Origin of the sequence: Microbacterium arborescens, from assembly GCF_030369635.1 — a bacterium.
Lineage (GTDB): Bacteria > Actinomycetota > Actinomycetes > Actinomycetales > Microbacteriaceae > Microbacterium.
Genome location: NZ_CP128474.1, coordinates 3,246,274 through 3,265,257, shown reverse-complemented (window position 1 = coordinate 3,265,257; position 18,984 = coordinate 3,246,274). Strand labels below are relative to the sequence as shown.

General features: G+C 70.3%; 16 protein-coding genes. 7 read left to right on the top strand and 9 right to left on the bottom strand.

All coding sequences use genetic code 11. The annotated features are described in order from the left end of the window. Positions 1–2 precede the first annotated feature (2 nt). Complete coding sequence (locus QUC20_RS15440; RefSeq protein ID WP_120264483.1) at positions 3–479, bottom strand: low molecular weight protein-tyrosine-phosphatase; 477 nt, start codon at positions 477–479, stop codon at positions 3–5. 145 nt (positions 480–624) lie between these two features. Here QUC20_RS15440 and QUC20_RS15435 point away from each other — a divergent pair, with 145 nt between their 5' ends. Both QUC20_RS15435 and QUC20_RS15430 read left to right on the top strand, forming a co-directional pair. Beyond that, positions 625–927 carry a hypothetical protein gene (locus QUC20_RS15435; RefSeq protein ID WP_147374378.1) on the top strand — a complete coding sequence of 101 codons (303 nt, stop codon included), beginning with the start codon at positions 625–627 and terminating at the stop codon, positions 925–927. 5 nt (positions 928–932) lie between these two features. Then, positions 933–2,258 (top strand): alpha/beta hydrolase family protein, encoded by a 1,326-nt coding sequence (locus tag QUC20_RS15430; protein ID WP_289330454.1) that lies wholly within the window; start codon positions 933–935, stop codon positions 2,256–2,258. 51 nt (positions 2,259–2,309) lie between these two features. Here the strand turns inward: QUC20_RS15430 and QUC20_RS15425 are convergent, their stop codons facing one another. Then, complete coding sequence (locus QUC20_RS15425) at positions 2,310–2,711, bottom strand: phage holin family protein (protein WP_120264002.1); 402 nt, start codon at positions 2,709–2,711, stop codon at positions 2,310–2,312. A gap of 72 nt (positions 2,712–2,783) precedes the next feature. Here QUC20_RS15425 and QUC20_RS15420 point away from each other — a divergent pair, with 72 nt between their 5' ends. After that, on the top strand, positions 2,784–3,848 hold the full coding sequence (locus tag QUC20_RS15420; RefSeq protein ID WP_120264003.1) for a histidinol-phosphate transaminase: 1,065 nt from the start codon (positions 2,784–2,786) through the stop codon (positions 3,846–3,848). Positions 3,849–3,990: 142 nt separating this feature from the next. Here QUC20_RS15420 and QUC20_RS15415 read toward each other — a convergent pair whose 3' ends face one another. From QUC20_RS15415 to QUC20_RS15385, 7 genes are all read right to left on the bottom strand, one after another. Further along, positions 3,991–4,497, bottom strand: a complete 507-nt coding sequence (locus QUC20_RS15415) for a DUF1990 domain-containing protein (RefSeq protein WP_289330453.1) — start codon at positions 4,495–4,497, stop codon at positions 3,991–3,993. Positions 4,498–4,815: 318 nt separating this feature from the next. Next, complete coding sequence (locus QUC20_RS15410; protein ID WP_289330452.1) at positions 4,816–6,138, bottom strand: glucoamylase family protein; 1,323 nt, start codon at positions 6,136–6,138, stop codon at positions 4,816–4,818. After that, entirely contained in the window at positions 6,135–7,841 is a 1,707-nt protein-coding gene (locus tag QUC20_RS15405) for an ABC transporter ATP-binding protein (RefSeq protein ID WP_289330451.1), read from the bottom strand. The genes QUC20_RS15410 and QUC20_RS15405 overlap by 4 nt, the downstream gene beginning before the upstream one ends. After that, positions 7,838–8,737 carry an ABC transporter permease gene (locus QUC20_RS15400; RefSeq protein ID WP_289330450.1) on the bottom strand — a complete coding sequence of 300 codons (900 nt, stop codon included), beginning with the start codon at positions 8,735–8,737 and terminating at the stop codon, positions 7,838–7,840. Before QUC20_RS15400 ends, QUC20_RS15405 begins: the two co-directional genes overlap by 4 nt. A gap of 116 nt (positions 8,738–8,853) precedes the next feature. Beyond that, a complete protein-coding gene (locus QUC20_RS15395) occupies positions 8,854–9,840 on the bottom strand; it encodes an ABC transporter permease (protein ID WP_289330449.1) in 987 nt (328 codons plus the stop codon). Between the two features lie 3 nt (positions 9,841–9,843). Then, a complete protein-coding gene (locus QUC20_RS15390) occupies positions 9,844–11,565 on the bottom strand; it encodes an ABC transporter substrate-binding protein (RefSeq protein WP_289330448.1) in 1,722 nt (573 codons plus the stop codon). 53 nt (positions 11,566–11,618) lie between these two features. Continuing rightward, the gene (locus tag QUC20_RS15385; RefSeq protein ID WP_289330447.1) at positions 11,619–12,641 is read right to left on the bottom strand and encodes a LacI family DNA-binding transcriptional regulator; all 1,023 of its coding nucleotides are present in this window, start codon (positions 12,639–12,641) and stop codon (positions 11,619–11,621) included. 160 nt (positions 12,642–12,801) lie between these two features. Between QUC20_RS15385 and QUC20_RS15955 the strand changes: the two genes are divergently transcribed. The 4 genes from QUC20_RS15955 (at position 12,802) to QUC20_RS15360 (ending at position 18,743) form a co-directional block, all read left to right on the top strand. Then, complete coding sequence (locus QUC20_RS15955; protein ID WP_353105710.1) at positions 12,802–14,997, top strand: alpha-amylase family glycosyl hydrolase; 2,196 nt, start codon at positions 12,802–12,804, stop codon at positions 14,995–14,997. A gap of 254 nt (positions 14,998–15,251) precedes the next feature. Continuing rightward, a complete protein-coding gene (locus QUC20_RS15370) occupies positions 15,252–16,388 on the top strand; it encodes a thiamine pyrophosphate-dependent dehydrogenase E1 component subunit alpha (protein WP_289330446.1) in 1,137 nt (378 codons plus the stop codon). Beyond that, positions 16,385–17,365: an alpha-ketoacid dehydrogenase subunit beta gene (locus QUC20_RS15365; RefSeq protein ID WP_289330445.1), complete on the top strand. Its 981-nt coding sequence runs from the start codon at positions 16,385–16,387 to the stop codon at positions 17,363–17,365. The genes QUC20_RS15370 and QUC20_RS15365 overlap by 4 nt, the downstream gene beginning before the upstream one ends. 31 nt (positions 17,366–17,396) lie before the next feature. Continuing rightward, complete coding sequence (locus QUC20_RS15360; protein ID WP_289330444.1) at positions 17,397–18,743, top strand: dihydrolipoamide acetyltransferase family protein; 1,347 nt, start codon at positions 17,397–17,399, stop codon at positions 18,741–18,743. Positions 18,744–18,984 lie beyond the last annotated feature (241 nt).

The window sequence follows — 18,984 nt, the reverse complement described above, 5'->3', positions numbered from 1 at the left end:
GCTCAGGACGTGGTGCGGATCGCGGGTTCGAGCTGCCGGAAGAGCGCCCGGCTCGCGCTCTCGATCATACCGAGCACCTCGTCGAACATTCCGGCGTCTCCGTAGTACGGGTCGGGAACGTCGAGGTCGCCACCCGCGTGCGCGTCGAACGACATCAGCAGGCCGAGCTTGTCGGTGTCGGCCGTCGTGCGCGCCCAGTTCGACAGGACGCGCTCGTGCGAGCGGTCGAGCGCGACGATGAGGTCGGAACGATCGAAGTCGGACAGGGTGAAGCGGCGCGCCCGGTGCCCCCGTCCGTCGTATCCGCGACGCTCGAGCGCCTCGAGTGTTCGTCCGTCGGCGGGCTCGCCGACGTGCCAGTCGCCGGTTCCCGAGCTCGCTGACACCACGCGGTCGCCGAGTCCCGCCTGGTCGACGAACCAGCGGAAGACCACGTCGGCCATGGGGGAGCGGCAGATGTTCCCCGTGCAGACGAACATGACGCGGAAGGGGTCGGCGCGTCGGGTCACCGTCCCATTGTGGAGGATGCGGCCTTTCCTGCACAGACGTATCGGCGCACGACCTCCTCCCCGGCGGCGGACGAGGGCGGTCTCTGCGGCTTCCCGCAGCGGCATCGTGGCAGGCATGACCTCTCCTCACCTGCTCGTTCCGGACGCCGCGCGGCTCGATGCTGCCGCGGTGCGGACGCTCGAGATGATCGCGGTGCTGCGCTCGCGCCTGCCCTCCCTGCGCGACGAGCTCGACGCGGTCCGGCGCCGCGCCGCCGAGCTCCAGCACGAGACGGCCTGGCGCGCACGGGCGGCGAGCGACTACCGCTCGCGCCTCGACGCATGGCGCGCGTGGGCGGATGGCGTCGCGGCTCGCGTCGATCAGCTCGACGACGAGCTGCGCCGGGTTCAGGTCCGGCTCGTGGCGGGCGGCCCGTGAGGTCCGTGAGCGACGACTCCCTCGACATCCGCGACGGTGGGGTCATCGCCGTCGATACGGGGCAGCTCCGGGCCGCGGCATCCGTGCTCGTCGGGCTGTCGACGCGATGCGACGCACTTCGGTCGACGTTCGAGACGGGCACGCGCGAGCTCGCCGCGCACGATGCGACCGCGTGGCCTGCCGCGGCCGTCGCCGTTGATCTCGCCCGCGTTCTCCATGAGCTCGCGGTCGAGGCCTCGGCTCTCGCCGGAGGGTTGCGGGATGCCGCCGACGTCTACGACATCGTCGAGCTCGAGGTGTCGCGACGGGCCGCCGCGGACGGCGATCGCCGGGTGACGGCGCTCCTCGATCACCGCATCGCCGAGGCGCGCGAGCGCTCACCGAGCGCCGGCGGCCGCGCCGACCTGCTGCTGATGACGTGGCCGTTACTGCGGCACGGTGAGCTTCAGCGCCAGATCGGCGGCGCCACCGTCCCGCTGGGTCTGCTCGGCGGCGCGGCAGTCGCGGCCGGCGGCCTCGCCCTGACGGCTCTCGGAGCGCTCGGGCTGGGGCGTACGCCGCCCGCGCGGGGCGGGCCCGGGTCGGTCGGAGATGCTGGGCCGGCGCCGCTCGTTGAGGTCGCCCGGTCGGCGGCGCCACCGGGATCGGCCTCGCCGCCGCTCACCCTCGCGACGCTCGCCGAGCGCATCCCGCGCGAGGGTGATCAGCTGCGCGTCGAGCGGTACACCGTCGCCGGAGGCGAGAGGCACTTCGCCGTCTACGTCGCCGGAACCCGATCGCCGCTCGGCTTCGGCGGCCGCGAACCGTTCGACATGTCGTCGAACGTTCAGCTGTACGCCGGCCGCACCTCGGCGTCGTACGAATCGGTGGTCACCGCTCTCCGAGCGGCCGGTGCTCGCTCGGGTGACGCCGTACTCGCCGTCGGGTACTCCCAGGGCGGCGCGATCACGTCACGGCTCGCGTTGGACGGACCCTTCCGCGTCGTCGGCAACGTGACCTTCGGCTCGCCGGTGCAGGCGGATCCCGGTGACTCCACGGTCCAGGTCACGCTGCGGCACACCGACGACCTCGTCCCTGCCCTGCAGTCCGGCGGCCACCTCGATCGTGCCGGGGCGCCGGGCAGCATCGTCGTCGAGCGGATCGCCGATCCACCGCCCGGCATCGCGGACATCACGCTCGGCGCTCACTCCATGGACGCGTACGGAGACACCGCCTCGCTCGCCGACGCGTCGGGCGATCCCCGCGTCGGAGACGTCCACGAGCGTCTCGCGCAGTTCGTGGGCGATGAGCCCGCGGAAGTCACGACCTACCGTGTGCAGCGGCCCGAGTGATCCTCCGATCTCGGCTGCGCCGGTGCCGGTGGGCGTCAGCGGCGGTCGGTGTCAGCGGCGGTCGGCGTCGCGACGAGGGCGGAACAGGATGCCGGCGACCCAGTTGATCAATGCGATGACGATGGCCGCGAGCACAGCGACCCAGAAGCCGCCGATGCGCAGGCCCCAGTCCCAGCCCGAGGTCACCCATCCGGTCAGCCACAGCAGGAAGCCGTTGATGATGAACGAGATCAGGCCGAGGGTCAGGATGTACAGCGGGAACGCGAGCACCTTCAGCACAGTGCCGACGACCGCGTTGACCAGCCCGAAGATGAGGGCGATCAGAAGCAGTGTGAGCACGAGCTGCAGGTCACCGCCCGGCGGGAACGCCACGACCGACACCTCCAGCGCCGGGATCAGCGTCACGATCCAGACCGCGAAGGCGTTGACGATCAGTCGGATGATGAGGCTCATAGTGCCGTCAGTCTCCCACGGCCGCCCCCGTGCGTCATCCGATCGGCGTGACGGCATCCGTAGACTCGCATCGTGACCGACCTGCCCGTGCGCATCCGACCCGAGATCGCGGCCCTGCCCGCATACCGCCAGGGCCGTCAGGCCTCAGCCGACGCTTTCAAGCTGTCGAGCAACGAGAACCCCTTCGACCCGCTGCCCGGCGTCGTCGAGGCCGTGCGCGCGGCGACCACGTTCAACCGGTACCCCGACGCCTCGGCGGGTCGCCTGCGCTCCCGGCTCGCAGACCGTTACGCGGTCGCGCCCGATGGTGTGCACGTGGCCGCCGGATCGGTGTCGATCCTGTACCAGCTCGCGTCGGCGACGAGCGGCCCGGGCGACGAGATCATGTTCGCCTGGCGGTCGTTCGAGGCCTACCCCGGGCTCGCGACCGTCGCCGGAGCGACCGCCGTCGCCGTGCCGCTGGCCGCTGACGCCGGACACGACCTCGATGCGATGGCGGATGCCGTCACCGACCGTACGCGGATGATCATCGTCTGCAGCCCCAACAACCCGACCGGGCCCGTCGTCAGCCAGGCGGCCTTCGACGCGTTCGTCGCGCGCGTCCGCTCCGACGTCCTCATCGTCCTCGACGAGGCCTACGCCGAGTTCGTCACCGATCCGGATGCCGTCACCGGCGCCGCCGTGCTCGCCGCCGGCCACGCCAACGTGGTGGTGCTGCGCACCTTCTCGAAGGCGTACGGACTCGCCGGACTTCGCGTCGGGTACGCCATCGGCGACCACCGCATCCTCGACGCGGCCCGCAGCACCGGCATCCCGCTCTCGGTCACGGCCCAGGCCGAGGAAGCCGCGCTCGCGAGCCTCGACGCCGAGGACGAGCTGCTCGAACGGGTGCGTCACATCGCCGTGCGCCGCGACGCGCTCGCCGACCGGTTGCGCGAGGCCGGCTGGGACGTCCCGGTCGCGCAGGGCAACTTCGTCTGGCTGCCCGCGGGCGAGCGGGCGCTCGAGATCGCGGAGGCCTTCGACGCGGCGGGCCTGATCGTCCGGGCGTTCGCCGGCGACGGAGTGCGCATCTCGGTGGGCGAGGAGGAGTCGATCGAGCGGATCGTCGCGGCCGCGGCATCCGTCGTCGGCTGACCCGGCGCGTCGCGTGGAGCCGCGAGCCGGGATGCAACGCTTCGGGCCCGACACGCCGTGACGGATGCCCGTCCACCCGGGGTGTCGGCCACGATCCCTTGCGTCGCGGCTCAGCGCCTCAGTGGCTCAGCGGCTCAGCGGTTCAGTGACTCAGCGGGCCGGCGGAGTGGTCGCCGCGGCGCAGCGCGCTGAGGTAGCGGGTGCGCACGATCACCTGCACCACGCGGACGGCGGGATAGGCCAGCCGCCAGAACCACGTCGGCGCCGGTCGCGAGAGTGACCGCAGGGTGAAGAGCACCTCGTCGCCGCGTCGCGTGATGAGGAACGTCTCCTCTCCCTCGAGGGGATGGCCGGGCAGCGCGAGGTAGACGTACCCCACGCGGTCGGGCTCGTCGACGAACGCGACCACCTCGACCGGCTCGCGGAGGGTGAGCGGCCCGAATCCGATCTCGAGCCAGTGCCGCCCGTCGACGGCGGGGGGAACATCGGGGACCACCCGGAATCCGCTGCGCGTCTTTACCCGCCAGGCGAGCAGGTCGGTGCGGGCTCGTCGCCAGGCGGCATCGCCCGCACCCACGCGCACGGTCCTCTCGAACCGGCGGAAGCCTCGCCCATCGGCGTTCCACTCATCGCGGTGCGGCAGGCTCATGCGTCCAGCATCCCACCCGACTCTCCGGCTGTGCGCGGATACAAGGGAATCGACGAGACACCCCGCACGGATGCCGCTGCCGCAGGGTGTCGGTCATCATCCCTTGCGTCGCGGCGCGAGGGCCCGGTTCGCGAGGCGCCCGCTGCTGGGTGGGGTTCGCTTGGCGGGTAGTGCCCGTATCGGGGGCGGTGTGGGCGGGAAGTGCCAGGTCAGAAAGACCCCCGTCGCTCGGCGGCGTTCGCTTGGCAGTTCGCGCCCTTGGTCGCGGCCCGTGGGGGCGCGAGGTGTCAGCTCACGCGAGTCGCGACGACCGGCGACCTACGCCGGGGTGAAGCCCAGCTTGTCAGCGCCTCGTGCGATCCAGGGATGCCGTGAGAATGCGTCCCACACGAGCGTCGAGCCGAGTGCCGCGGCGCCGAGCAGCGCGGTTGCCCCCTTGTTGAGCCCGTATCGGGGCTCGGCGTACCAGGGTTCGTCGCCCTCGAGGTTGACTCCGTCGGTTGCGCCCCAATCGTTCCACGCGCCCGGGTGCTCATCGCGCAGCACCCGCAGTGCGGGCGCCACCTCATCGGGCGCGAGGGCGAGCGCCCCGAAGAGCGAGACGGGCGGCACCGTGCCGTCGGCGTGCGGCTCGCGCAGCGCGGGGCGCGCCCCGTTGACGACGTACCCGCCCGGGCCGAGGCCCGCCGCCGGACCCCAGAGTCCAGCGTCGAAGGTCTTCCATCGTCCCGCCTGGTCTGCGCACCACGCGCGCGAGGCCAACGACGCCTCACGAGCGTTCGCCCACCAGTCATGCCCGTCGAGGTCGCGCACCCGCTGGAACGGGTAGAACGCGAGGGGAAAGTGGTACGTGAACAGGGTTCCGGCCGGCTCGTGCACGCACTCGTGCCCGCCGTACGATCCCACAGGCTTGTCGAACCCCTGCCACAGCGCACGCGCGAGTTCGGGCGACACCGACTCGTGGCCCGCCGCGAGAAGGTACATCGGCAGCTGCTCGGCGGTCATCGACCAGGCGCTCACGAATCCGGCCTCGTCGGCGCCGTCGGCGTAATCGTCCTCGCGGTCGGCGACCCACGCCATCCGCACGACGGTCCGGTCGCCCGAGTCGTCGATGATCCACGGCCAGTCGATGCGCTGCAGCAGGCGCTCGGTGCGCTCGCCGATCTCCCGTCCGGCGTCGCCGTCGCCGGCGAAGAAGGATGCCGCCACCGCGGCGCCGCAGAGCGCGAGCGTCGTGTCGATCGTGGAGTACTCCGATCGGCCTTGGCGCTCGCCGGTGGCCGCGTCGACGAAATGCGCGAGGAACCCGCCGCGTTGCGGCACCGACTGTTCCAGGGTGCGCAGTGTCGCGGCGGCCCGGTCGCGGACGTCGCCGCGGTCGAGGATGCCGCGCTCGACGCCGACGCACCAGGCCGCCAGGGCGAAGCCGGTCGCCGCGATGGTGGCGACCCCCGGCAGGTCGTCGCGGTCGAGCACGAGTCCGCAACCGGGGCTGTCGAGACCAGCGGTCGCGTGCGCCCACAGCCACCGGATCGATGCGTCGACCTCGCGCTCGGTGAGCTCGCGGATGTCCGCGGGAAGCTCACCAACAGGAAGCCCAGTGCCAGGAAGCCCAGTGCCAGGAAGCTCAGTGTCGGTCACGCGGCGGTCCTTCTCTCGAACGGGTTGGGGATGGCATCGAGCAGCTGTCGGGTGTACTCGGCCTGCGGGTTGTCGATGACCTGGTCGGCCGGCCCCGCCTCGATGAGCTCGCCGCCTCGGAGCACGAGCGCGTGGTTGGCGAGGCTCTTGGCCGAGAGCAGGTCATGGGTGATGTACAGCATCCCGACGCCGTGGTCGGCGACGAGCGACTGCAGCACCTCGAGGATCTCGGCACGGATCGACACGTCGAGGCTCGCGATCGGTTCGTCGGCGACGACGAGTCGCGGCTCGGCGGCGAGGGCGCGGGCGATGACGACGCGCTGACGTTGGCCGCCCGAGAGCTCGTGCGGGAGACGCCCGAGGTACCGGCCCGCCGGGGTCAGGCCGACCTGTTCGAGCAGGCTCGCCGACCGCTCCACGGCCTCGCGACGCCCGACGTGCAGGAAGTTCGCGAGCGGTCGTGACAGCGAGTACCCCACGGTGAGCGTCGGGTTGAGTGCGGCGTACGGATCCTGGAACACGTACTGCACGTTGCGCCGATACTCGCGCGCGAGCCGGCCGTGGAGCGTCGTGATGTCGTGCGCCTCGCCGTCTTTCTGTCCGTAGTAGCGCACCGAGCCCGAAGTCGGATCGTCGATGCGGGTGAGGATGCGCGCGATCGTCGACTTTCCCGAGCCCGACTGGCCCACCAGCGCCGTCACCTCGCCCTCGCGCAGCGTGAATGAGACGTCCTTCACGGCATCCACATGCTCGGTCCGCAGCCCCTGCCGCTTCGAGAACCGGCGGTGGAGGTTCTCGACGTCGATGACGGGGGCGTGCTCGACCGGAGCCTCCTGCGACACCTCGACGGGCGCTTCGAGCTCGGCTCCGGTGTACCCGGCGACGTCCTCGCCGAGCAGCTCGGCGTACGACCCGACGAGGTGGATGGAATACGGATGCCGCGGGCCCGTGGTGACGGCATCCTGCGCGCTCATGTCCTCGACGATCTCGCCCTCGTACATGACGGCGACACGGTCGGCGAAGTCGAGGAGCGTGCCCATGTCGTGGGTGATGAGGATCGCACCGAACCGCTCGCGTTCCTGCAGCTCGCGGATCTTGTCGAGGATCGACTTCTGAACCACGACGTCGAGCCCCGTGGTGGGCTCGTCGAACAGCACCAGTTTCGGCTTGAGCGCGAGCGCGAGGGCGAGGTTCACCCGCTGCTTCATGCCGCCCGACAGCTCGTGCGGGTACATGTCGAGAAACCGGGCGTCGACGCTGACGAGGTCGAACAGCTCCTCCGCGCGTGCCCGCGCAGCCGCTGTGCCCGCCCCGGTGTGCTCGGCGAGGATGTCTTCGAACATCTTCCGGACGCGCACGACCGGGTTGAGCGAGTTCATGCTCGACTGGAACACCGTCGACACGTACGACCAGCGCAACGGGCGCAGCTCGTCGTCGGCGAGTGCCGTGACGTCGCGATCGCCCCATCGGATCGAGCCGCCGGTGATGTGCCCCGGGCTCCGCAGCAGACGCAGCACGGCCTGTGCGAACGTCGTCTTGCCCGAGCCCGACTCGCCGGCGAGTCCCACGAACTCGCCGGGTGCGACGCGCAGCGACACCCGCTTGACCGCGTCGAGCGTGGCGCCGAGCTTCGGCCGGTACTGCACCGACAGGTCGGACACATCGAGCACGGGCGCCGCGCTCGGATCGGATGTCGGGCTCATGACTTCTCCTCTTCGCGAAGGTGCGGGTTGCTGAGCATGTCGACGCCGAAGTTCACGAACGTCAGCGACGTCATGAGGAGCGCGAGCATGACGCCGGGCGCGACCAGCCAGACCCAGAGGCCCTGAACGAGCGCGCCGTTGGCGTTGGCCTGAGCGAGCATCTGACCCCAGCTGACGGTGTTGGGATCGCCGAAGCCCATGAACGACAGGCCGGCCTCGGCGGCGATCGCGGCGGTCGCGGCCCCGATGAAGCCCGAGACGATCAGCGATGACATGTTCGGCATGATCTCCCGGAACACGATGCGCAGCATCCCGTCGCCGCCGAACCGCGCGGCGGTGACGTAATCGCGGTTGCGCATCGAGATGATGAGCGATCGCATCTCGCGCGATGCGCCCGCCCAGCTGGTGATCGCGATCACGAAGACGAGGAGACCGAGCCCGCGCGTCTCGCTGTACGCGACGATGACCATCATCAGCGGGAGCACCGGGATCACCAGGGCCAGGTTCGTCAGGAACGACAGGATGTCGTCGAGCAGCCCGCCCTCGCGGTAGCCGGCGAGCAGCCCGACCACGATCGCGATGACGATCGTGGCGAGTCCTCCGAGCACCCCGATCGCGAACGAGAGGCGGGTGCCGTGGACGAGCTGCGTCCAGATGTCGTAGCCGAGCGTGTTCGTGCCCATCCAGTGGGTCCAGCTCGGATCCTGCGACGGCGCGAAGGTCGCGTCGTTCGGTCGGTACGGCGAGAGGAGATCGGCGAACACCGCGACGAGCAGGAACACCACGAGCATCACGATGCCCACGCGCGCCTTCCTGCTCGACCAGATGACGGCGTACCACCGGGCGGGTCGGACGACCGCCACGATCTCTTTGGTCGATGCATCTTCGTCGGTCACGCGCCGCCGGAAGGTGCGGACGGGCTCGGTGCGCATCGGTTCGGTTCGCGCCGGTTGCGGCATCGAGGCCGGCTGGGGGATGGGGGTCTCATCGGACATCGTTCGTCACCTGCCTTTCACGCCTTGGCCCGGCGGGCCCGGGGGTCGATGAGGGGGTAGAGGAGGTCGACGATGAAGTTCGCCGTCAGCACGATGACGATCGTCGCCAGCAGGATGGCCTGCATGAGGGGGAAGTCGCGGTTCGAGGTCGCCTCGCCCATGAGGCGCCCCATGCCGGGGTAGTCGAAGACCGTCTCGATGAGGATCGAGCCGCCCATGAGCACACCCAGCGACAACGCGAACCCCGTGATGACCGGGAGCAGCGCGTTCCGAGCCGCATAGCCGAGGGCGAGGGTGCGCTCCTTCAGTCCGGCGGCTGCGCCGAGGCGGATGTAGTCCTCGCCGAGCACCTGCACCATGGTGTTCCGCATCGACAGGATGAAGCCGATCGGAGCCGTGACCATCAGCGTCAGCGCGGGGAGGAACCCGTGCGAGACGACGTCGGCGATGTGGATCGGGGTGAGCCCCGGGGTCGTGTAGCCGTAGCCGCCGGATGCCGGGAACCAACCGAGCGTGTAGGCGAAGACGAACAGGACGATGAGACCGATCCACACGGACTGCAGGTTGCCGACGAATGTCGAGCCGACCGAGATCGTCGCGTCGAAACGGCTGTTGCGCCGCCACGCGGCGATCGCCCCGAGCAGCGTGCCCAGCACGAACGAGAGGATCTGGGTGATGCCGACGAGAACGAGCGTCCACGGCAGCGCCTGGCCGATGACGTCGGCGACGGGGTACGGGAAGTATGTGAACGACGTGCCGAGGTCGAACGACGCGAGCTGTCGCAGATAGTCGCCGTACGCGATGAAGACGTTGTCGTTCGAGTAGCCGAGCATCGCCTTCACGGCGGCCACCTGGGCCGGATCGATCTCGCCCTGGCCGTTGAGCTGACGGACCATGATCTCGGCCGGATCGCCGGGCTGGAGCCGGGGGATGATGAAGTTCAGCGTGATCGCGGCCCAGAGCGTGAGCAGGAAGTAGCCGGTCTTGCGGGCGTAGTAGGCCATGGCTCAGTCCTCCCCGCCGGCATCCGCCCCGCCGGCATCCGCCCCGCCGGCATCCGCCTCTCCCGGCGGGCGCAGGTTCGGGAGGACGCGGATGAGCTGGTCGACCGGATACGGGTTGTCTTCGCTCGGCCATCCGACGGCGTTGTTCGTGCGGTAGATGAGCCGGTTCGGCGCGTACTGCAGCGCGATGTAGGGGAACTCGGTCATGAAGATGTCGATGATCCGGGCTTCGATCTCGGCGGTGCGGCTCTCGTCGGTGGTGTTGGTCCACTCGGCGATGAGAGCGTCGATCTCCGGGTTGACGTAGCGGGCGCGGTTCAGCAGAAGCTCCTGCTCGGTCGAGATCTGCGAGGCCTGCAGCTTCGCGCCGAGGTCGCGCGCCCGCTGGCATCCGCCGCTGATGAAGTCGACCGTCATGTCGAAGTCGCCGGCCTTCTGCATCCCCTCGATCGCGTTGGGATCGGTCGTGACCATGCGCACCGAGATGCCGACGTCGGCGGCGTTGCGGGCGACGACATCCGCCATGGCGATGACGTCCATCCACCCGGCCTGCACGCTGAAGACGAACGACAGCGGCTCACCGTTCTCGTCGACGCGGAGCCCGTCGGGCCCGCGCTCGTAGCCGGCGGCATCCAGCATCTCGTTCGCCCGCGCGGGGTCGTAGGGGATGAACTCCTTGCCCCGCCACTGCTCGGGCACCGCCTGCTCCTGGAAGGGGAGGAGCAGCATCGTCTGGCTCGCCGGCTCCATGATGCCGAAGCTCGCGCGCTGGCTGAGCGCCTCGCGATCGAGCGCGTAGGCGAAGGCCTCGCGGAATCTCGGGTCGTTGAGCACCGGGCGCTCGTTGTTGAGCACGAGGGCGGTGATGGCGTCGGGCGGGTAGAAGAAATGCGCGTTCTCGGGGTCGGGCGCCACCACCGAGCGGTTGGGGTTGGGGATGTCGCCGCGGTAGAGGTCGAGCGCGCCGCTGCGGAGCTTCAGTGCCCCGGAGTTCGCGTCGTACTGGCCCTCGAGCGAGAGGCGCTGGACGCGGACCTCGTCGGCGTTCCAGTAGTTCTCGTTGCGCTCGAGCACGAGGCGGCGTCCGTTGTAGGACTCGGGGGTGAACGGGCCGGTGCCCACGCCCTGCTCGTCGACGAACAGGGTCGGATCGCCCTGCGCGGCGTAGATGTGCTCGGGCAGGATCTTGGTGTTCTGCAGGATGGCGTCGGTCTTCGGCACCGCGGCACCCGCGAAGTCGAAGACGACGGTGTGGTCGTCGGCCGCGGTGACGCTCTCGGCGGGAGCGCCGAAGAAGTCGCCCCACAGGCCCGACTTGTCAGCGGCGGGAAACTCCTTGCCCGCCATGAAGGTGTACACGACGTCGTCAGCGGTGAAGGGCTCGCCGTCGCTCCACTCCACGCCCTCGCGCAGGGTCAGTACGAGGCGGTCGGGGCGTTCCCACTCGTAGTCGGTGGCGAGCCAGGGCACGGCCTCGCAGGTGAATCGGTCTCGGATCATGAGCGGCTCGAAGAGCCAGGTCTGAACCGTCGCGTTGGGGGAGAGCCAGTTGTAGTTGAGCAGTCCCTGCACCGATCCGCCGGCCTCGGACGGCATCCGCAGCTCGTCGATGAATCCCGGCGGGGCTTCGGGTGCGGGCTCGAGGCCGACATTCGCGCACGCGGATGTCGCGAGCAGCGCGGTCAGGGCGATCGCTCCCGCCGCCAGTCCTCTGCGTCTTCTCATCGGAACCTCCTCGTTCCTCTGTGAGGCCGGTCGCTCCTCGACCGGTCGCGTTCTCAGTCGGGCATCGCCTCCGGCGTCGTTTCCGGCGCGCAGCCGCACGACTCCCGCACGACCAGTCGGGTCGGCAGGACGGTGTGCGACCGGATGTCATCGCCCAGCGCACCGGCCGCTGCGCGAGCACCGAGCTCGGCGATCGGCTGGTGCACCGTCGTCAGGCGCGGCGAGGCGATGCCGGCGAGAGCCTGGTCGTCGAAGCCCGTGACCGCGACATCCGCCGGGATGCGGTGGCCGAGGCCCGGCAGTGTGGCCAGCATGCCGATCGCGAGCTCGTCGTTGGCGCAGACGAGAGCATCGGGCAGATCCGCGTCATCGTGCAGCATCCGGGCGGCGACCGCGCCGCTGCGCACGTCGAGGCCGAGCCGGACGGGCTCACCCGCCTCGGCGAGACCGCGCTGCTCGAGAGCGTCGCGGAAGCCCTCGTAACGCCACGCCGTGTCGGGTGACCCCGAGGGCTCACCGACGAAGCGCATGCGGCGGTACCCGTGCACGTCGGCGAGGTGGCCGGTGAGCTCGGCGGCGGCCGCGCGGCCGTCGGTCACCACGGTCGCTGCCTCGTCGGCCTCGCCGGCGACGACGATCACTCGGCCCGAGCGTGCGAGCGCGGCGACCTCGTCGGACGGCAGCGTGCCGCCGGCGATGATGAGTCCGTCGGTGCGTTCGGCGAGTTGGCGCACGGCCCCGGCGGCGTCGGGCCGCAGGTGGGTTCCGACGACGTTGATGACGACGCCGCGCTCGACCGCCACCGACTCGGCGCCCTCGATGAGCTGGGCGAAGTAGGGGCCGCCGAGTCCGGGCAGCACGATGCCGAGAGTGTTCGTGCGCTGATACGACAGGGCGCGGCCGAGAGCCGAGGGGCGGTATCCCAACCGGTCGATCGCGGCCTGGACGCGTTGTTTCGTTTCGGCGACGACGCGCGGATCGTCGTGCGTGACGCGCGAGACGGTCGCGACCGACACCCCGGCCTCGCGGGCGATGTCGCGGATGGTCGGGCGAACGGCGGGGGAATCGGATGCCACGCGGGCCCACCTCACTTCGTCGTGTCGGGTGCGGGTGCTGGTGTCTGGTGCCGGGTTGCTCTGTGATCCGGCGATGTAACCGGATACATTGGGGACTGTACCTCCGTGTAACCGGTTACATCAAGCCTTGCATCGAGAAAACCTGCGAAGGAGCAGCGTCATGACCCTCGTTCCCCTGGCCGATCGCCTCGACCGCCTCGTCCTGTATCAGGCGTATCCGCAGAGCTTCGCCGACGCTGACGGTGACGGCATCGGCGATCTCGACGGTGTCGCGGCGCGACTGGATTACCTCGCCTGGCTCGGCGTCGATGCCGTGTGGCTCAACCCCGTCTTCGTCTCGCCCTTCCGCGACGCCGGGTACGACGTCGCCGACTTCGACCGTGTGGCCGACCGGTACGGCGGCGACGCGGCGATGGACCGGCTCCTCGCCGAGGCCGAGCGGCGGGGCATCGGGATCGTGCTCGACCTCGTGGCGGGTCACACCTCGGACGAGCACGTGTGGTTCGGCGACGCGCTGGCCGCGCCCGTCGACGGTGACCCGGAGGGTGACCGGTACGTCTTCAGCCCCGTGGCCGCAGACGGATTCGTGCCGGTGCCGCGCGGGGACCGCGGGTTCTACAAGCCGAACTTCTTCCACTTCCAGCCCGCGCTGAACTTCGGCTACGCCCGGCCTCATCCGGACGAGCCGTGGCGTCAGGCCGTCGATGCACCCGGGCCATCGCGCAACCGAGATGCCCTCGTCGACATCATCCGGCGGTGGTACGACCGCGGTGTCGCGGGATTCCGCGTCGACATGGCCGCGTCGCTCGTGAAGGACGATCCCGGACACGTCGAGACCGCGAAGCTCTGGCACGACGTGCACCGTCGTCTCGACCGCACGCACCCGGGCCGCATCCTCATCTCCGAGTGGGGCGACCCGGCACGAGCGGTGCCCGCGGGATTCGACGTCGACTTCTTCCTGCAGTTCGGCGGCGACTTCGACGGGATGCCGCTGAAGTCGCTGTTCGAGAACGGCTCGGGCACCGTCCACGAGGCATGGCCCGCCCGCGACGCGTGGGCCGACGCCGCCGGTCGAGGCGACGCGGCAGAATTCGTCGAGGCGTGGTCCGAGGCGCGCGATGCCATCCGTGAGGCCGGCAGCCGGGGGATCGTCGGGCTGCCGACGGCGAACCACGACTTCACGCGCATGGTCAGCGGCGACCGCGATGCGCGGCAGGCCCGCGCGGCGCTGCTGCTCGTGCTGACCTGGCCGGCGATGCCCTCGATCTACTACGGCGACGAGATCGGCATGCGCTACCTGCCGGGCGTCGGCCCTCTCGAGGGGTCGTCGCTCGGGCCGACGTACGAGCGAGCGGGATCGCGCACGCCGATGGCCTGGGGAACGGTGGAGATTCTCGGGCAGCGCGCCCACGAGTCGAGGTACCTGCCCGCCGACCCGGCCCCGGACGCCCCGACCGTGGCGCGGCAGCTGCATGACCCGGCATCCCTCCTGCACTTCCTACGTGACGCGATCGCGCTGCGGCGGGGCGATCCCCGACTGTCGGCGCGGGCCGACGTGACGGTCGACGACCGGCTACCCCTTCGTGTACCGGCGGGGAGGGTCGCTTCTGGTCGCGCTCAATCCGGCCGACCGGCCCTGCGACGTGGCGCTCGGTGGCCGCGGCATCCCTCTCCTGTCGTTCGGGGCGCGTGTCGAGGGCACGACCCTGCGCCTCGAGCCCTTCGGCGCGGCCGTGATCGACCTCGGCCGCTGACCGGCCCCGGCGTGGTGGGGGTGTGGGTGCCCGTGCGCGGATGCAAGGAATCGACCGCAACACCCCGGTGCGGATGCCGCCGGCCCGGGGTGTCGGTCGTGATCCCTTGTATCGCGGTGTGTGCGCGGCGCGGGCGGCACGCGTGGCCGGACGCGGCGCGGCGATCAGCCCGAGACGGACGTCACCAGATGCTCGGCCCGGCGGGTGAGCAGGCGGCGCAAATAGGGTACGAGCACGAGGCGTTCGGCGATTCGGCCGAGAACGGGCGAGGCGAGGGTCACGCGGTCGGTCATGATCGTCATCCCGTCGCGCTCGACATAGAGGTGCTCGTGCCGGAACACGCGGAACGGCCCGGAGACCTGCTCGTCGACGAAGCGGAGCGGCCGGTCGAGTGCCGTGACCCGCGACGTCATCCGGAACGGGATGCCGAAATGCCACGCCCGCCAGGTCACCGTTTCGTCGAGCCCGATCAGGCCGCTCGTCACACCATCGATCGCGCGCTCGCCGGTGCCGCGCATCGAGGCGACGTGCGCCCCGATGTCACGCGACGCGTCGAACAGCGCCTCCGCCGATACCGCGGCGCGCGTCACGATCTCGAATGACGACGTCATCCGCCGATCCTCCCACCCCCCCCCGCCCGCTCGCGCCCGTCGCACCGCGATGCAAGGGATCCAGTGCGACACCCCGACTCGGATGCCGTCGCCCCGGGGTGTCGGCCACGATCCCTTGCATCCGCGCCACGCCCACCCCGCCCCCCACCAACCCACCCCGGGTTGTGCCGTGTCGACCGCGAATCGCGGCATCCGTTGTCGACCGCATGCAGATCGGGTCATACCGGGGGCGTTAGCGTGGGAGGGTGACCGACGAAGCTGAACTCGATCCCGCTCTCGTCCGCGTCCTCGCGGCCGACGGCTCACTCGACCCGTCGCCCGAAGCCGAACGCTACTTGCCGGTGATCGAGGCGCTCGCCGACACGGAGCTCGAGACGTTCTACCGCGACATGGTGACGGTGCGGGCCTTCGACCGCCAGGCCACGAACCTGCAGCGTCAGGGGCAGCTCGCGCTCTGGCCTCCGTCGTTCGGCCAGGAGGCCGCTCAGGTCGGTTCCGCGCGGGCGACCCGGCCCCAGGACCACCTCTTCCCGTCGTACCGCGAGCATGTGGTCTGCACGATCCGCGGCGTCGACCCGATCGACATCATCCGGCTCATGCGCGGCCTCACCCACGGCGGGTGGGACCCGACCGACCCCCGCAACGGCAACACCCACATCTACACGCTCGTGCTCGGCTCGCAGACGCTGCACGCCTCGGGCTACGGCATGGGGATGGTCTTCGACGGGCGCACCGGCACGGGCGACCCCGAGCGCGACGAAGCGGTCATCGTCTACTACGGCGACGGCGCCTCGAGCCAGGGCGACGTGCACGAGGCGATGGTCTTCGCCACGAGCTACAACACCCCGCAGGTCTTCTTCCTGCAGAACAACCACTGGGCGATCTCGGTGCCGGTCTCGACGCAGTCCAAGGTCCCGCTCGTGCGCCGCGGCGCCGGCTATGGGATGCCGTCGATCCGTGTCGACGGCAACGATGTGCTCGCCAGCTATGCCGTCACCAAGCTCGCCCTCGACGAGGCCCGCTCCGGTGAGGGGCCCCGTGCGATCGAGGCGCTGACCTACCGCATGGGTGCGCACACGACGAGCGACGACCCGACGAAGTACCGCACGAGCGACGAAGAGGCCTTCTGGGCGCGGCGCGACCCGATCGCCCGTATGCGCGCCTATCTCGAGAGCCGCGGCGCCGCCGCATCCTTCTTCGACGACGTGGATGCCGAGGCTGCGGCCTATGCCGACGACGTCCGGGTCCGCACGAACCAGCTCACCGCTCCCGAGGCCGACAGCATGTTCGCTCACGTCTACAGCGAGCAGCACCCTCTCGTCGATCGGCAGCGGAAGTGGCTCGCCGACTACGAGGCATCCTTCGAGGAGGGACGCGCATGAGCGTCGAGACGCTGCCGTTCAGCAAGGCGCTCAACGCGGGCATGCGCGCCGCGATGCAGGCCGATGACCACGTGCTGATGATGGGCGAGGACATCGGCCGCCTCGGGGGCGTGTTCCGCGTCACCGAGGGGCTGCAGGCCGAGTTCGGCGACCGACGCGTACTCGACACGCCCCTCGCCGAGTCGGGCATCGTCGGAACCGCGATCGGACTCGCGATGGCCGGCTTCCGGCCGGTGTGCGAGATCCAGTTCGACGGATTCGTCTTCCCCGCCTTCGACCAGATCACGACGCAGCTCGCGAAGCTCACGAACCGGCACGATGGGCGGATGTCGTTCCCCGTCGTCATCCGGATTCCCTACGGCGGGCACATCGGCGCCGTCGAGCACCACCAGGAGAGCCCGGAGGCGTACTTCACGCACACCCCGGGTCTGCGGGTCGTGTCGCCCTCGACGCCGAACGACGCGTACTGGATGATCCAGGACGCCATCTCCTCGAACGACCCGATCGTCTTCCTCGAGCCGAAGTCGCGCTACTGGACCAAGGGCGAGGTCGATCTCGCCGCGCGGGCACTGCCGCTGCACGCCTCGCGCGTGGTCCGCCGCGGAACCGACGTCACGCTCGTGGGCCACGGTGCGATGGTGACGGTGCTGTTGCAGGCTGCCGCGCTCGCCGAGAGCGAGGGCGTGTCGTGCGAGGTCGTCGACCTGCGCTCGCTGTCGCCCGTCGATTACGGCCCGATCCTCGACTCGGTGCGGCGCACCGGACGCATGGTCTACGGCCAGGAGGCCCCCGGCTTCACATCGCTGGGCTCCGAGATCGCCGCGACGGTGACCGAGCAGGCGTTCTTCTCGCTCGAGGCTCCCGTGCTGCGGGTGTCGGGCTTCGATGTCCCGTTCCCGGCGGCGAAGCTCGAGGGCGCGTACCTCCCCGACGCCGACCGCATCCTCGAGGCCGTCGACCGCGCCCTCGCCTACTGACCACCCGACGCGCCTGCGAGAGGATTCCCTCATGAGCACCCAGACCTTCCATCTGCCGGACGTCGGCGAAGGCCTCACCGAGGCCGAGATCGTGCAGTGGCGCGTGGCCGCCGGCGACGAGGTCGCGGTCAACGACGTCCTCGTCGAGATCGAGACCGCCAAGTCGCTCGTCGAACTGCCGTCGCCGTTCTCGGGCACGGTCGGCGAGCTGCTCGTCGACGAAGGCACCACTGTCGAGGTGGGGGCCGCGATCATCACGATCGCGGGCGCGGCCGGGGGAGCGGATGCCGCGAGCGGCAACTCCGAGCATGGCGAGACCCCTGCCGAGAAGCCGGCCGCCGCCGGTGATGCAGCGGAAGAGAACGGTTCGGTCCTCGTCGGGTACGGCGGAGCCGGTCAGGTGCAGTCGCGTCGCCGCAAGCCGGCTGAGCCGCCGGCCCGTGCCGCTGTGGGCGTCGTCGCGAAGCCCCCGATCCGCAAGCTCGCGCGCGACCTCGGCGTCGATCTCGCGTCGGTCACGCCGACAGGAGCCGCGGGCGAGGTGACCCGCGAGGATGTCGTCAACCATGCGTCGCAGGCATCCGTCTTCCGCAACCTGCAGACGCCTGCCCGACCCGAGGTGCGCGAGCAGACCATCCCGGTTCCGCCGGCGGTCGTGTCGGCCGGGCCGGTTGACGACCGCGAGGAGACGATCCCGGTCAAGGGCGTGCGCAAGGTCACGGCCAAGCACATGGTCGACTCCGCGCACACCGCGCCGCACGTATCGGTGTGGACCGACGTCGACGCGACGCGCACGATGGAACTCGTCAAGCGGATGAAGGCGTCGCCCGACTTCGCCGACATCAAGGTCTCACCGCTGCTGATCATGGCGCGTGCCGTCGTGTGGGCGGTGCGCCGCACGCCCATGGTGAACGCGGCGTGGGTCGAGACCGAGAACGGCGCTGAGATCCGGGTGCGTCACTACGTCAACCTCGGCATCGCGGCGGCGACTCCGCGAGGCCTGCTCGTGCCGAACATCAAGGACGCCCAAGACCTGAACATGCGCGGCCTCGCCCGCGCGCTCGAGAAGCTGACGCTCACCGCGCGCGAGGGGAAGACCTCCCCCGCCGAGCAGCAGGGCGGCACCATCACGATCACGAACATCGGCGTGTTCGGCATGGATGCCGGCACCCCGATCATCAACCCCGGCGAGTCGGGGATCGTCGCGATGGGAACCATCCGGCAGAAGCCGTGGGTCGTCGACGGCGAGGTGCGTCCTCGCTTCGTCACGACCGTGTCGGGCTCGTTCGACCACCGTGTCGTGGACGGTGACGGCATGAGCCGGTTCATCGCCGACGTGGCATCCGTCTTGGAGGAACCCGCACTGCTGCTGGACTGATTCCGCCGGTACGTCGTCGGAGACCTGCGAAGGGGGGAGCGTGATCACGCTCCCCCCTTCGGCGTGGGAGGGAATCCCCGCGGGGTGAGGTCCGGTACCGCTCGTCGATGACGAAGCGGTAGCTGTCGACCCATGGGGGGCACGTCGTCGCGCCCGGATCGTGACGCCGAAACCGCGATCACGGATGCCCCGCGCCGTGCTGACGAAAAACTTCCCGCATTCCGCGTCACGATCCGTCGTC